The sequence below is a fragment of the Streptomyces sp. NPDC127108 genome, from assembly GCF_042677545.1.
Lineage (GTDB): Bacteria > Actinomycetota > Actinomycetes > Streptomycetales > Streptomycetaceae > Streptomyces.
On record NZ_JBHXTE010000068.1, the window covers coordinates 1 to 14,621 of the forward strand.

General features: G+C 72.7%; 9 protein-coding genes. 1 reads left to right on the plus strand and 8 read right to left on the minus strand.

All coding sequences use genetic code 11. The features are described 5' to 3' along the window. The 3 genes from ACFVHO_RS37575 to proB all read right to left on the minus strand — a co-directional run. Positions 1-965: glutamate-5-semialdehyde dehydrogenase (locus tag ACFVHO_RS37575; protein ID WP_385724944.1), on the minus strand; the 965-nt coding region annotated here is incomplete at its 3' end. A 346-nt stretch (positions 966-1,311) separates the two neighbouring features. After that, complete coding sequence (locus tag ACFVHO_RS37580; RefSeq protein ID WP_385724946.1) at positions 1,312-1,815, minus strand: hypothetical protein; 504 nt, start codon at positions 1,813-1,815, stop codon at positions 1,312-1,314. A 265-nt stretch (positions 1,816-2,080) separates the two neighbouring features. After that, on the minus strand, positions 2,081-3,226 hold the full coding sequence (gene proB, locus ACFVHO_RS37585; protein ID WP_385724947.1) for a glutamate 5-kinase: 1,146 nt from the start codon (positions 3,224-3,226) through the stop codon (positions 2,081-2,083). A gap of 370 nt (positions 3,227-3,596) precedes the next feature. On the opposite strand from proB, the gene ACFVHO_RS37590 reads away from it, so the two are divergent. Further along, the gene (locus ACFVHO_RS37590) at positions 3,597-5,690 is read left to right on the plus strand and encodes a hypothetical protein (RefSeq protein ID WP_385724949.1); all 2,094 of its coding nucleotides are present in this window, start codon (positions 3,597-3,599) and stop codon (positions 5,688-5,690) included. A 327-nt stretch (positions 5,691-6,017) separates the two neighbouring features. On the opposite strand, the gene obgE is transcribed toward ACFVHO_RS37590, so the two are convergent. The 5 genes from obgE to ACFVHO_RS37615 all read right to left on the minus strand — a co-directional run bounded on the left by obgE (position 6,018) and on the right by ACFVHO_RS37615 (position 14,508). Continuing rightward, the gene (gene obgE, locus ACFVHO_RS37595; protein WP_380856938.1) at positions 6,018-7,466 is read right to left on the minus strand and encodes a GTPase ObgE; all 1,449 of its coding nucleotides are present in this window, start codon (positions 7,464-7,466) and stop codon (positions 6,018-6,020) included. A 157-nt stretch (positions 7,467-7,623) separates the two neighbouring features. Beyond that, complete coding sequence (gene rpmA / locus ACFVHO_RS37600; protein WP_030362615.1) at positions 7,624-7,878, minus strand: 50S ribosomal protein L27; 255 nt, start codon at positions 7,876-7,878, stop codon at positions 7,624-7,626. Positions 7,879-7,892: 14 nt separating this feature from the next. Then, positions 7,893-8,213 (minus strand): 50S ribosomal protein L21, encoded by a 321-nt coding sequence (gene rplU, locus ACFVHO_RS37605; protein ID WP_385724951.1) that lies wholly within the window; start codon positions 8,211-8,213, stop codon positions 7,893-7,895. 206 nt (positions 8,214-8,419) lie between these two features. Continuing rightward, a complete protein-coding gene (locus ACFVHO_RS37610) occupies positions 8,420-9,784 on the minus strand; it encodes a phospholipase D-like domain-containing protein (protein WP_385724953.1) in 1,365 nt (454 codons plus the stop codon). A 308-nt stretch (positions 9,785-10,092) separates the two neighbouring features. Next, positions 10,093-14,508 carry a ribonuclease E/G gene (locus ACFVHO_RS37615; protein ID WP_385724954.1) on the minus strand — a complete coding sequence of 1,472 codons (4,416 nt, stop codon included), beginning with the start codon at positions 14,506-14,508 and terminating at the stop codon, positions 10,093-10,095. Positions 14,509-14,621: the final 113 nt, after the last annotated feature.

Below are 14,621 nucleotides of genomic sequence, written 5' to 3' on the forward strand. Positions count from 1 at the left end.
GTCTCCCAGTCCTCGGTGGTCGCCGGTACGACGGTGGCCTTGGAGCCGGGGCCGTACGTCTGGACGCGCTCGTCGGCGTGCACGGTGACGCCGGCGTCGGCGAGGGCGTCGAGGGCGCGGGGCAGGAAGGCGTCGGCGATGTCGGCGTGGACGAGGAGGGTCTCGGCGGCGTTGCAGACGCTGACGCGCTGGGCCTTGGAGTTGACGAGGATGTCGATGGCCATGTCCAGGTCGGCGTGCGCGTCGACGTAGACGTGGCAGTTGCCGGTGCCGGTCTCGATGACGGGGACCGTGGACTCCTCGACGACGGTCCTGATCAGGGAGGCGCCGCCGCGCGGGATAAGGACGTCGACGAGGCCGCGGGCGCGCATCAGTTCGCGGACGGACTCGCGGCTCTCGCCGGGGACGAGCTGGACGGCGTCGGCGGGAAGACCCGCGCCGTGCACGGCGTCGCGCAGGACGCGCACCAGCGCGGTGTTGGACTCGTACGCGGAGGAGGAGCCGCGGAGCAGCACCGCGTTGCCGGACTTCAGGCAGAGCGCGGCGGCGTCGACGGTGACGTTCGGCCGGGCCTCGTAGATGATGCCGACGACGCCGAGGGGGACGCGGACCTGGCGCAGGTCGATGCCGTTGGGCAGCGTGGAGCCGCGGACGACCTCGCCGACGGGGTCGGGCAGGGCGACGACGTGGCGTACGTCGGCGGCGATGGCGCGGACGCGTTCGGGGGTGAGGGTGAGGCGGTCGACGATCGCCTCACTGGTGCCGGCCTCGCGGGCCTTCGCGATGTCCTTGGCGTTGGCCGCCACGATCTCCGCGGTGCGCACTTCGAGGGCGTCGGCGATGGCGAGCAGCGCGTCGTCCTTCTCGGCGCGCGGCAGCGGCGCGAGGGTGGCCGCGGCGGCGCGGGACCGGTAGGCGGCCTGGGCGACCGGGGACATGTTGTCGTAGGGCGAGAGCGCGGTCATGAGGGCAGCGTAACGGCGTGTCGGGGGGCGTCCAGACGCTGTTCCGCCCAGCGAGACGCCCGGCGGGCCGTGCCGAGGGTCGCACCGGGAGACAGTCGGGCGCCCGCCTACGGGACAGAGCGGCCGCGGCCCGGAGATGGCTGGAATTGACACGCGTTTCCCGGCACCCCGTGTCTTCCCCACACCGCGCTTCCCGGCCCCGTGTCTCCCCCACAACCCGCTTCCCAGCCCCCGTGTCTCCCCCACACGAACAGCAACCATCAATTGAGCAACCACAACGACGATCAACCACGTCCGCGAGAGCGGCGCCGGTTTAGGCGCACAAAGCAGCGCCGGTTTAGGCGCACTAAAAGGGATGGACGCCGACCGGTGTCGCGGGCAGCGGCCCGTACCCCTCCGCGATGCGCTGGTGATACGTGTCGCGATCGATGACTTCGAGGCCGACGATCTCCCACGGCGGCAGCTGCGCGCTCTGCCGGTGCTCGCCCCACAGGCGCAGCGCGACCGCGGCGGCGTCGTGCAGGTCGCGGGCCTCTTCCCAGTAGCGGATCTCCGCGTGGTCCTGGGCGTAGCGACTGGTGAGCAGGAAGGGGTGGTCGTGGGCGAGCTGTTCCAGGCCCCGTCGGACCTCCTGGAGGGGCGCCTTGGCGCCGGAGACACTCAGCGTGACGTGCCAGAGGCGGGGTGCGTCGGCCGGCTCGCCGCCGTCGCCGTCCCGCGCCTGGCGCTCGCGCGCCTCCCGGTCGTGGCCCTCGGCCGCGTCGCCGCCGTACGCCGCCCCCGCGGCGACGCTCGTCAGCGCACGCTCAGCCGACCCGCGGGACGCCGCCCCTGGGCGCACTCGTCTCACGACGGCCTCCTTCAACCAGTGGTGGTGCGGATATGCAACGGTCGTACGGAACTGCCTTGCAACAAAGTTGAGCAGGACAAGCGGTCCCGCGGGGCGGTTTTGCGGAGTTTCACCTCGGGCGAGCCAGCCGTGACACGGCGTTCGCGCCTGTTTTCGGCCTGATTTGAGCTGGTGTCTCCGAGGCGGGCGGGACTAGGGGTGCACCGTCGGACGGGGTGGATGGTGCACTGCCTCGTGGGGTGGTGGTGCACGGCCCGTGGATGGGTCAGGGGTGCAGGACCACCAGGTCGTCGCGGTGCACCACTTCGCGCTCGTAGGCGGGGCCGAGCTCGCGGGCGAGCTCGCGGGTGGAGCGACCGAAGAGGCGCGGTAGTTCCTTGGCGTCGAAGTTCACCAGGCCGCGGGCGACGGCGCGGCCCGCGGTGTCCCGCAGCTCGACCGGGTCGCCCGCGATGAACTCGCCCTCGACCGCGGCGATCCCCGCCGGAAGCAGCGACTTGCGGCCCTCGACGACCGCCCGCACCGCACCGTCGTCGAGGGTGAGGGAGCCGCGCGGCGCGGAGGCGTGCTGGAGCCACAGCAGGCGGTCCGCGGAGCGGCGTCCGGTGGGGTGGAAGTACGTGCCGGTGTCGCGGCCCGCGAGCGCGTCGGCGGCCTGGCTGGCGGAGGTCAGGACGACGGGGATGCCGGCGGCCGCGGCGATCCGGGCGGCCTCGACCTTGGTGACCATGCCGCCGGTGCCGACGCCCGCCCTGCCCGCGCTGCCGATCTTGACGTGGGCGATGTCGGCGGGGCCGCGGACCTCGCCGACGCGCGCCGTGCCCTCGGCCGCGGGGTCGCCGTCGTACAGGCCGTCCACGTCCGACAGGAGCACCAGGAGGTCGGCGCGGACGAGGTGGGCGACGAGGGCGGCGAGGCGGTCGTTGTCGCCGAAGCGGATCTCGTCGGTGGCGACCGTGTCGTTCTCGTTGACGACGGGCAGGGCGCCCATGGCGAGGAGCTTGTCGAGGGTGCGCGAGGCGTTGCGGTGGTGGGCGCGGCGGCTGGTGTCGTCGGTGGTGAGCAGGACCTGGCCGACGCGGACGCCGTAGCGCGCGAAGGACGCGGTGTAGCGGGCGACGAGGAGGCCCTGGCCGACGCTGGCGGCGGCCTGCTGGCGGGCCAGGTCCTTGGGGCGGCGGCGCAGCCCGAGGGGGGCGAGCCCGGCGGCGATGGCGCCGGAGGAGACGAGCACGATCTCGCGCTCCCCGCCGCCCGCCCCCACGATCCTGCTCTTGGCGAGGACGTCCACGAGCGCGTCGACGCGGTCCGCGTCGAGTCCGCCCGACGCGGTGGTCAGGGACGAAGAGCCCACCTTGACGACGACCCGGTGGGCCCCCGCGACGTCCGTCCGTCCCTTTGCCCCTGTCACGGCCCTTGTCACGTACTTCCCCAATGGTCCCCATGTGCTGTGGACCAGCAATGTACGTGAGGACGCGGCGCGGGCGCCCGCGGGTTTCGCGGTTCGGACGGGCGTCCGCGACTACAAGGGTCTCAAGTCGTCAAGAGGCCGAATTCAGGCCTCGAAGTCAGTTCCTTTTGCCCCTTTATGCAGTGATTAGCGTCACGGAAGATTGCTACGAAGGCACCGAGCGTCATACGGTCAGGGGTCTTCCACTAATCCGGATGAGTGTCGTCCACACGTCCGGACACCGCATGACCCGGCTTGCCCGGCATTGCCCCGCAGTGCCCCGCAACGCCCTCCCCCCGTCCGAAACGCCCCCCGCCAGGAGCCCAAGCCCGTGCCCTCCGCCGGACTCGCCCCCCGCCGCCGCGTCGTACAGCTCACCGCCCTGCTGTCGATGGTCGCGCTCTTCACGGCACAGCTCGTTTCCGCGCTCGCCCCGTACGTCCCGGTGTTCGTCGCCGCGGCGGCGGCGAACCTCGCGCTCGACATCTATCTGCAGTACAAGCAGCCGGGTCTGCTCTCCCTCCTGGGCAAGATCCGCTTCGATGTCACCGTCCGGCAGCTCCTGCGCGACATGCTGGTCCTCGTCGGCCTGCTGCGCATCGACGGCATCGAGCCGCTGGCCGAGCAATCGCCGCTGACCGTCGCGCTGCTCGCGCTCTACGCCCTGCACTTCTTCTGCCAGGCCGTCGCCGTCATGGTCCGCCGCGCCCGTACGCTGCCGATCGTCACGCGCAACATCGACACCTCCGCGCTGCACCTGAGCGCCGCGCCGCCGCGCATCCTGGCCCGCCAGCAGGCGCGCCGTCTGCTCACGTTCTCGGTGCCCGCCACGGTCGGCCTGCTGCTCACCGCGGCCACCACCGACGCGTACTGGGGCGGCATCGGGCTCGGTGTCTCCGTCGTCCTGATGGGCGGCGGTGCCGCGTACCTGGCGACCTGGCTGCTGCCGAAGAAGCGGGCCAAGAGCGACCAGGCCGTCATGGAGTGGCTCGACCAGTGGCTGGCGGAGTACCAGCCGACGGTCGCCATGTACTTCTCCGGCGGCACCACGTCCGCGTACCAGGCGAACATGTGGATCTCCACGCTCGCCCAGCTCGACGGCAAGCCGCTGATCGTGCTGCGCGAGCGCTTCATGGTCCAGAAGATCGACTCCGCGGACGTGCCGATCATCTGCTTCCCGAAGGTCGCCACGATGTTCTCGCTGGAGACGTCGACGCTGAAGATGATGCTGCACCCGGCGAACGCCGCGAAGACCTCCCAGGTCCTGCGCATCCCCTCGCTCAAGCACGCCTTCATCAACCACGGCGAGAGCGACAAGCTGTCGTCCTGCAACCCGTACGCGAAGGCGTACGACGAGGTGTGGGTCGCCGGGCCCGCCGCCCGCGACCGCTACCAGCTCGCCGACATCGGCGTCGACGACAAGGACGTGGTCGAGGTCGGCCGCCCCCAGCTCTCGCCGATCCGGCCGTACGCGGGCCCGCCCACCGGCGCGTTCACGAACGTCCTCTACGCCCCGACCTGGGAGGGCTGGGACGGCAACCCCGGCAACACCTCGGTCGTGCTCGCGGGCGAGAACATCGTCCGGCACCTGCTCGCCGACCCGGCCGTGCGCCTCATCTACAAGCCGCACCCGATGACCGGCTCGCAGAACCCGGCCGCCGGCGCCGCCAACGAGCGCATCAAGGCCATGATCCGCGAGGCCGCCGCGAAGCGCTCCGGCGCCCGCCCCGGCCCCGAGGCCGCGACCGAACTCGCCGCCCGCATGGACGCGTTGAGCCTGCTCACCGCCAAGAAGTTCCGCAAGAGCGTGGACGAGCAGGAGCGGATGATGCTCCAGGGCGCGCCCGACGGCGACAGCCGGGCCGCGATCGCCGAGGCGACCGCCGCGTGGGAGTCGGCGTACTGGGCCTCGCTGCCCGAGTGGGAGCACCAGATCGTCACCGAGTCCCGCCCGGCGATCTTCTCCTGCTTCAACCAGGCCGACCTGCTGATCAGCGATGTCTCCTCGGTCGTCTCGGACTGGCTGAGCAGCGAGAAGCCGTACGCCGTGGCCAACACCTCCGGGATGTCCGAGGCGGACTTCCGCTCCGGCTTCCCCACGGTGCGCGCCGCGACGGTCCTCGCGCCCGAGGCGGACGGCGTGCCCGCCCTCCTGGACGCCGTGCGCACCCCGGAGAAGGACGCGTACGCGGAGGCCCGTGCCGAGCTGAAGGAGCACCTCCTCGGCCCGTCCGACCCGCCCTCCATCGTCCGCTTCAACGCGGCGGCGCTGGCCCTCTGCGCCAAGTCCGACGCCCGCCGCGCCCGCGCCGCGGCCCGCCAGGAGGCGGAGATCCCCGGCCAGCGGGACGAGTCCACGGACACGGTGGACGCCGCGGAGGCCGCGATGGACGCGGACCCGGCGGAGGAGCTGGAGTCGGCGTAGCCTGCCGGGCGCGGCAACCGGTAAGCCCCTCCGGGGCTTCTCCCACCCGCCCGCCCGTTACGGCCGAACCCGCCTCACCGTAGAAACGACGAAGGGCCCCGGAGCTAACTGCTCCGGGGCCCTTCGCTGTCAGCCGAGAGCCATGCTTCGACGGCAAGCCGGGTTCGACCGTAACGGGCGGGTGGGTGGGAGAGGTCCCGGCGCGGAGCGACGGGACGACGGATGCCGCCCCGGCGGTGAGCCGGGTTCGACCGCAACGGGTGGGCGGGTGGGAGACCCCGCCGCGGAGCGGCGGGGAGGGCTGCCGCCCCGCCCAGGGCCTACGGCCTAGAAGGGCTCGAAGTCGTCGTAAGCCCGCTCCGCCTCGTCCCGCTCCGCGTCGCGGTCCCTGCGGCGCTGCGCGGCCGGACGCGGCGCCTCGAAGCGGTGGTCCTCGCCACGCCGTCCGAGCATCTCCGCGCCCGCGGACATCGAGGGCTCCCAGTCGAAGACGACCGCGTTGTCCTCGGGGCCGATGGCCACGCCGTCGCCCGCGCGGGCCCCGGCCTTCATCAGCTCGTCCTCGACGCCGAGGCGGTTGAGCCGGTCGGCGAGGTAGCCGACGGCCTCGTCGTTGTTGAAGTCGGTCTGACGCACCCAGCGCTCCGGCTTCTCGCCGCGCACGCGGAACACGGCCTCGCCCTCGTCCTCCTCGCGGGTGACGGTGAAGCCGGCGTCGTCGACGGCCTTGGGCCGGATGACGATGCGCGTGGCCTCTTCCTTGGGCTTCGCGGCCCGCGCCTCGGCGACGAACTCGGCGAGCGCGAAGGACAGCTCCTTGAGGCCCTTGTGGGCGACGGCGGACACCTCGAAGACGCGGTAGCCGCGCTCCTCCAGGTCGGGCCGCACCAGGTCGGCCAGGTCCTGGCCGTCGGGGATGTCGACCTTGTTGAGGACCACCAGACGCGGCCGGTTCTCCAGGCCCGCGCCGTACTCCCGCAGCTCCGCCTCGATCACGTCGAGGTCGGAGACGGGGTCGCGGTCGGACTCCAGGGTGGCGGTGTCAAGGACGTGCACGAGGACGCTGCACCGCTCGACGTGGCGCAGGAACTCCAGGCCCAGGCCGCGGCCCTGGCTGGCGCCGGGGATGAGGCCGGGCACGTCGGCGATGGTGTAGACGGTGGAGCCGGCGGTGACGACGCCGAGGTTGGGCACGAGCGTCGTGAAGGGGTAGTCCGCGATCTTGGGCTTGGCGGCGCTGAGCACCGAGATCAGCGAGGACTTGCCCGCGCTCGGGTAGCCGACGAGCGCGACGTCCGCGACCGTCTTGAGCTCCAGGACGACATCGCCGCCCGTACCGGGCTCGCCGAGCAGCGCGAAGCCGGGCGCCTTGCGGCGGGCGGAGGCGAGCGCCGCGTTGCCGAGGCCGCCGCGGCCGCCCTGTGCGGCCACGTACGTGGTGCCGTGGCCGACGAGGTCCGCGAGGACGTTGCCCTGCTTGTCGAGGACGACGGTGCCGTCCGGCACCGGCAGGACCAGGTCCTGGCCGTCCTTGCCGGAGCGGTTGCCGCCCTCGCCGGGCTTGCCGTTGGTGGCCTTGCGGTGCGGGCTGTGGTGGTAGTCGAGCAGCGTGGTCACGGACTGGTCGACGACCAGGATGACGTCGCCGCCCCGGCCGCCGTTGCCGCCGTCGGGGCCGCCGAGCGGCTTGAACTTCTCACGGTGGACGGAGGCACAGCCGTGGCCTCCGCTACCCGCGGCGACGTGCAGCTCGACGCGGTCCACGAAGGTGGTCATGGTTCAGTGCCTCCTGGGGGTCCCCGGCCGAAGGTCGGGGGAAAACGGGAATGTCTTACGTCTAACACGCAAAGGGCGGACCCGCTTCCCGCACTCCAGGAGCACGAGAAGTCGAGGTCCGCCCTAGCGAAGAACTTGTTCTACGGAACCTGAGTGATCAGGCGACCGGAACGATGTTCACGACCTTGCGGCCACGGTGGGTACCGAACTCCACCGCACCGGCGTCCAGCGCGAACAGGGTGTCGTCCTTGCCGCGGCCGACGCCCGTGCCCGGGTGGAAGTGGGTGCCGCGCTGGCGGACCAGGATCTCACCGGCGTTGACGGTCTGACCGCCGAAGCGCTTCACACCGAGCCGCTGAGCATTGGAATCGCGCCCGTTCCGAGTGGACGATGCGCCCTTCTTGTGTGCCATCTTGTCTCAGTCCCTTACTTCGCAGCCGTGGGGATGCCGGTGATCTTGATCGCCGTGTACTGCTGACGGTGACCCTGACGACGGCGGTAGCCGGTCTTGTTCTTGTACCGAAGGATGTCGATCTTGGCACCCTTGTGGTGGTCCACGACCTCGGCGGTGACCTTGATGCCGGCCAGGACCCACGGGTCGCTGGTCACGGCTTCGCCGTCGACAACGAGCAGGGTCGAGAGCTCGACCGTGTCGCCAACCTTGGCGGTGGAAATCTTGTCAACCTCAACGATGTCGTCGACAGCAACCTTGTGCTGGCGACCACCGCTGCGCACGATGGCGTACACGCGGATCTCTCTCTCGCTCGGAACGGGACCCCCGCAGTCCAGCTGCCCCGCGCCGATGGCACGAGCGGCCTCTCCCCGATGTCACGCGGAATTCCGTGCGATTTCCGGGAGGAATGAGGTTTACAGGGGTTGGGCGTGCATAGGAACACGCCGACGGTCAAGGTTACGGGGCTCGCCCGGACGGGTCAAACCGGGTCCGCGCCGCCCTACCGGGTGGGCTTCTCGCCGTCCGGCGGCAGCGGCTTCACGCCCCGGCACAGATCCGTCTTGTCGTTGGTCCCCGGCCAGGCCACCTTCTTCACCCGGTCGAAGTGCCTGCGGTAGGTGTCGTGCACCGAGTCGTCGTCGACCTTCACGATCACCTCGTCGTTCTCGCGCAGCGCGGGCGCCGTGTAGTTCTGCGAACCGGTGAAGGAGACCTTGTTCCGCTTGCCGTCGTACACGCCGTCGATGAGGACGTACTTGCTGTGGATGATGTACGGCGTGGTCAGCTTCTGGCCGGGCACGAGCGGGTCACGGTCGTCGTTGTAGCAGCGCAGCGAGGGGCCGCCGGGCTTGTGCAGGGCCTCCCAGGTGCCGGGGGTGCCGCCCTGGCTCTTGGCGCTGTCCGTCTCGGCGTACACCAGGTCCACCGCGCAGCCCGCCTTCTTCAGGGAGACCAGCTTCTCGGCGATCTGCTTGCGCGTGATCTTGAAGATGGAGGCGCGGACCTTGGTCTGCCGCTTCACGCCGTTCGCGTCCTTGTAGGTGCACGCGACGTTGTTGAGGACCGAGTACATGGTGTCGGTCTCGTTGACCGTGCCCTCGCGCGGGAAGAAGTAGGCCTTGTAGAGGCCGTTGCTGACCGTGCGGTAGTCCCAGTGCCGCCAGTCCGCGTCGACCATGTCCTCGAAGTAGCCGGCGAACGCGTCGTACATCGTCGGGTTGTCCGGGAGCAGCAGCGCGTCGTTGAAGAACTTGGTGTGCGCCGACGGCGTGGAGTTCGACGTGGTCTGTACGACGACGTCGCGGGCGCCCTTGACCTCGGAGAACAGCCAGAACTTGTTGTGCATGATCGACTTGCCGTGGCGCGGGTCGCCCAGACAGGACTTGTCCGTCGGGCACAGCGAGACGAAGGACTTCTGGGTGCGGTCGGTGCCGAGCGACGACGCGAGCTTGGGGTACGAGGGGTTGTCCGGGCGGTCCGTGCGGCTCGTCGAGTCGAGGAGGATCTGTACGTTGACGCCGCGCTCGCGGGCGTTCAGGAGCGCGTCGACGACCGGGGCCTCCCAGACGTGGTAGACGGCGACCTTGATGGTCGAGCCGGGCACGGCGGCGTCGGTGAGCTGGATCAGGCGGGTGCGGATCGCGTGCTGCGCCTCGTCCGTGCCGAGCGGGTCGTTGAAGACCGGGCCCTCGGTCCAGGTGGGTGTGGTCCCGGTGGGCCCTTCGGCGGGGGCGGCCCCGGCGATGCCCGTCGCCTGCAGGCTCGCCGCCGAGAGCACCGTGGCGAGCGCCGCCGCCTGCCGCCCGCCCTTGACCTGCTTCACGGCGCGGTGGCGGCCCGTGCCTCTGAGGCGCAGCTGCGCCATGGTGCATCCCTCCCCTGACCCCGGCGCGCGGTCTCCCCACGGCACGCCGGTGTCCTGTCCTCACGGTCGACTCTTCGTCAACTCTTCACGACAACAAACCGCATGAGTCTTACAGGCAATGCCTCGACGATCCAAGTGGCGGGCGAAAACGCCGCATTGAGGGCGCCGACCTGGCATCATGCGCGCCGACGCGCCGGTGCCCCCGGCACGGCGAACTCGCCGTGCCGGGGGCACCGTTGCTGCGGTGACGCCCGCGACGTCCAGCCGGTGCGCCCGGCCGGGTCACGGCCGGACGCGGCGGACCGACCTCAGCCCGCGTCGGCCGGGGCCGTGACCGAGGCGCCCGACTGCTCGGCGGCCGCGGCCTTCTTGGTGGTCTTCGCCGCCTTCTTGGCCGTCGTCTTCTTGGCGGCCGTCTTCTTCGCCGCCGTCTTCTTGGCCGCGGTCTTCTTCGTCGCGGCCTTCTTGGCGGTGGCCTTCTTGGCCGTCTTGCGCGCCGCCTTCTTGGCGGCCGGAGCGGCTTCCTCGGCGTCGGCGGCGGGCGCCTCGGGCGCCTGGTCCGCGGCCGCCTCGGACGGCTTGTCCGCCGCGGGGACGACCACGACGGCCGTCTCCTCGGACGCGGTCGGCGCGGTGGCCTTGCGCACGGCACGGCGGCGCGGGCGCGCCGGGGCCTCGGGGGCCGCCTCCGCGACCGGCTCGGCCTGCGCGGCGGGAGCCTCGACGGCCGGGGCCTCGACGACCTCGGCGACCGGCTCCGGCTTGGCCGCCTCCGCGATGATCACCTCACCGCTGTCGGCCGCCGCCTTCGGCGAACCGGCCGGGGCCGACGCCTTGCGGGTCGCCCGGCGCCGCGTACGCCCCTTGGGAGCCGCGTCGTCCTCGGCAGGAGCCTCGACGGCGGCGGCGGGAGCCTCCGCGGTCTCGGCGACCGGAGCGGCCGGGGCCTCCTCGACCGGGGCGACCGCCTCGGCGGCCTCCTCGACCGGCTCGGCCTTGGCCTTGGCCGCACGGGACTTGGCCTTCTTCTCGGCGCGCCCGGCCTTGGCCGCACGCCCGGTCTTCTCGGCCTTCTCGGGCTGCTCCGCACTCTCGGACGGCTCGACCTCAACCGTCTCCGACTTCGGCGCACCCGCGGGAGCGGACGCCCGGCGCGTGGCCCGGCGCCGCGAACGGCCGCGGGAAGCGGCGGCCTCGGCCTCGGCCGGGCTGCTGTACAGCTCCTCGTCGGGGACGAACGCGGGCTCGGGCAGCGCCACCGGCTCGGCGATCTCCGCGGCGACCTCGGCCGCCGTCTCGACGGCCTCGGCACCCGAGTCGACGCCCTCGTGCGCGTGGTCGTGGCCCGCGCCCTGGTCGGCGCCGCCGCGGCCGCGCTTCTTGCGCTTGCCGCCGCCACCGGCGGTCGTCGCCTGGTCCATGTGCACGATGAGGCCGCGGCCGTTGCAGTGCACACAGGTCTCGGAGAAGGACTCCAGGAGACCCTGGCCGACGCGCTTGCGGGTCATCTGGACCAGGCCGAGCGAGGTGACCTCGGCGACCTGGTGCTTGGTCCGGTCCCGGCCCAGGCACTCCAGCATCCGGCGCAGGACCAGGTCCCGGTTGGACTCGAGGACCATGTCGATGAAGTCGATGACGACGATGCCGCCGAGGTCACGCAGGCGCAGCTGGCGCACGATCTCCTCGGCCGCCTCCAGGTTGTTCCTGGTGACGGTCTCTTCGAGGTTGCCGCCCTGACCGGTGAACTTGCCGGTGTTGACGTCGATGACGACCATCGCCTCGGTCTTGTCGATCACGAGGGAGCCACCCGAGGGCAGCCACACCTTGCGGTCGAGGGCCTTGGCGAGCTGCTCGTCGATCCGGTACGTGGCGAAGACGTCCACCTCGGACGTCCACCGCGAGAGGCGGTCGGCGAGGTCGGGCGCGACGTGCGATACGTAGCCGTGGATGGTCTCCCAGGCCTCGTCGCCGCTGATGATGACCTTCGAGAAGTCCTCGTTGAAGATGTCGCGGACCACGCGGACGGTCATGTCCGGCTCGCCGTAGAGCAGGCTCGGCGAGCTGGTGGTGGTCATCTTCGACTTCTTGAGGATGTCCTCCCACTGCGCCTGCAGCCGCTCGACGTCACGGCGCAGCTCGTCCTCGCTGGCGCCCTCGGCGGCGGTGCGCACGATGACGCCCGCGTCCTCGGGGACGATCTTCTTGAGGATGGTCTTCAGACGCGCCCGCTCGGTGTCGGGCAGCTTGCGGCTGATGCCCGTCATGGAGCCCTCGGGCACATAGACCAGGTAGCGGCCGGGCAGCGAGACCTGGCTGGTCAGGCGGGCGCCCTTGTGGCCGATCGGGTCCTTGGTGACCTGCACGAGGACCGACTGGCCCGACTTCAGGGCGGACTCGATGCGGCGCGGCCCGTTGGCCATGCCGAGCGCCTCGAAGTTGACCTCACCGGCGTACAGGACGGCGTTGCGGCCCTTGCCGATGTCGATGAAGGCGGCCTCCATCGACGGGAGCACGTTCTGGACCTTGCCCAGGTAGACGTTGCCGACGTACGAGGTCGACTGCTCCTTGTTGACGTAGTGCTCGACGAGGATGTTGTCCTCGAGGACGCCGATCTGGGTGCGGTCGCCGTTCTGACGGACGATCATCTCCCGGTTGACCGCCTCGCGGCGGGCCAGGAACTCGGCCTCGGTGATGATCGGCACCCGGCGGCGGCCCTGCTCGCGGCCCTCGCGGCGGCGCTGCTTCTTGGCCTCGAGACGGGTCGAGCCCTTGATGGACTGCACCTCGTCCGAGGGCGAGTCGTCGCCCTTCTTGCGCGGCTCGCGGACCTTGACGACCGTGCGCTCCGGGTCGCCGTCGCCCGGCTCGCTCTCGGCGGAGTCACCGGCGCGACGGCGACGGCGACGGCGACGACGGCTGCTGCTGGAGCCGGAGCCACCGGCGGCCTCGGCGTCGTCGGAGTCGTCATCGGACCGCTCGGCCGCGGCCTCGTCGGAGTCGTCGGAGCCGTCGGTGTCACCGGCGGCCTCGTCGGAACGCTCGGCGGCGTCGTCCGACTGCTCGGCGCCGTCGGCGTCGGCGGGCTCGCCACGGCGGCGGCGACGGCCACCGCGGCGGCGGCGACGGCCGTGCCGCTCACCGGCGTCCTCGCCGTCGGCGGCCTCGTCGGCGCCTTCGTTGTCGACGTCGGCCTCCGCCTCGGCGGGCTCGGCCTCGACCGGCGCCCTGGGCTCCTCGGGCTCCGCCACGACGGTCTCGGCGGCGGGCTGCTCGTCCGCGGCACGACGGCGGCGACGGCGGCGCGGGCCCGCCTCCTCCTCGACGGCGGGCGCGGGCGCGGCCTCGACGGGCTGCTCGGCCGCCTCGGCGGCGGCAGCGGCTGCGGCGCGCTCCGGGGTCTGGAACATCGGCTCGGCGAAGACGGGCGCCTGGAACACGGCCACGGCGGGCCGCGCCGGGCGGCGCTCGTTGTCCTCGTCGGAGCGCGTGCCCGCGGCCGCGGGCGCGGTGAAGCCGGCGGCGGCCTTGCGGGTGGCACGGCGACGGGTACGGCCGCGCGGGGCGTCCGCCTCGGCCTGCTCGGCGGCCTCGGCCTCACGGGCGGCACGGCCGCGCGGGGCGGCATCGGCCTGCTCCGCCGCCGGGGTGTCGTTCGCGGCGGCCGGGGCCTCGGTGGGCTGCGCCTCGGCGGCGGGCGCGGCGGCGCGGGTGGCGCGGCGACGGGTACGGCGCGGGGCGGCGTCCTCGGCGGCCGGGGTCTCGGCGGTGGCCGGGGCCTCGTCGGCCTTCGGCGCCGCGGCTTCGGCGACCTCGGCGGTCTCCGCGGCCGGGGCGGCCTGCGCCTCGGCGGCGGGCGCGGAAGCGGTACGGGTGGCGCGGCGACGGGTACGGCGCGGGGCGGCGTCGGCCTCGGGGGTCTCGGCGGCCTCAGCGGTCTCGGTGGACGCGGTGGCCTCCGTGGTCGTGGCGGTCTCCGCGGCCGGGGCGGCCTGCGCCTCGGCAGCGGGCGCGGAAGCGGTGCGCGTGGCACGGCGACGGGTGCGGCGCGGCGCGGCGTCGGCCTCGGTGGTCTCGGCGGCGGGCGCGGCCGGGCTCTCGGCGACAGCGGCCGACGGCTGCTCCGCCTCGGCCGTCTGCGGGGCACCGGCGGGCGCGGAGGCGCGGCGGGTGGCACGGCGGCGCGTGCGAGCGGGGGCGGCCTCTTCCACGGCGGGCTCCTCGGCGGCGGCCACCGGCTCGGCGGCGGGCGCGGCATCGGCGGCGTCGGTCCGGGCGTCGGACGACGCGGCGGACTGCGGGGCACCGGCGGGCGCGGAGGCACGGCGGGTGGCACGGCGACGCGTACGAGCGGGAGCGGCCTCTTCCACGGCGGGCGCGGCAGCGGCGACCTCGGCGGCCTCCGTGTTCTCGGCGTTCCCGGCGTTCCCGGCGTTCCCGGCGTTCTCTGCGCTCTTGGCGTTCTCTGCGCTCTCGACGGCGCCGGCCTCGGCGTTCTCGGCCGCCTCCAGGGCCTCCGCCTCCTCGTCGGCATCGGTCGCGACGGCGGGAGCGGTGTCCACGGCGGTGGCGGGGGTGGCCGGTATGGCCGGCCCGGCGTCCGTGGTGGTGCCCGCGGGCGGTCCCGCGGGACGCGACGCGGCCCGGCGCCGACGGCGCGGGGGCAGGGTGTCGCTGGGTGTGCTGTTGTTGTTCGAACCCTCGTTCGGGTCGTTCGGCTCAAGCATGCGGGCGGTTCTCCCGTCACGCTCCCGGGCGCCGCGCCTGTACCGGACATGTCCGCGGCTCTCGCTTGCTGCGCGGGGCCGCCATCCGGGGGCGTGGGCGCCGCACGGGAGCT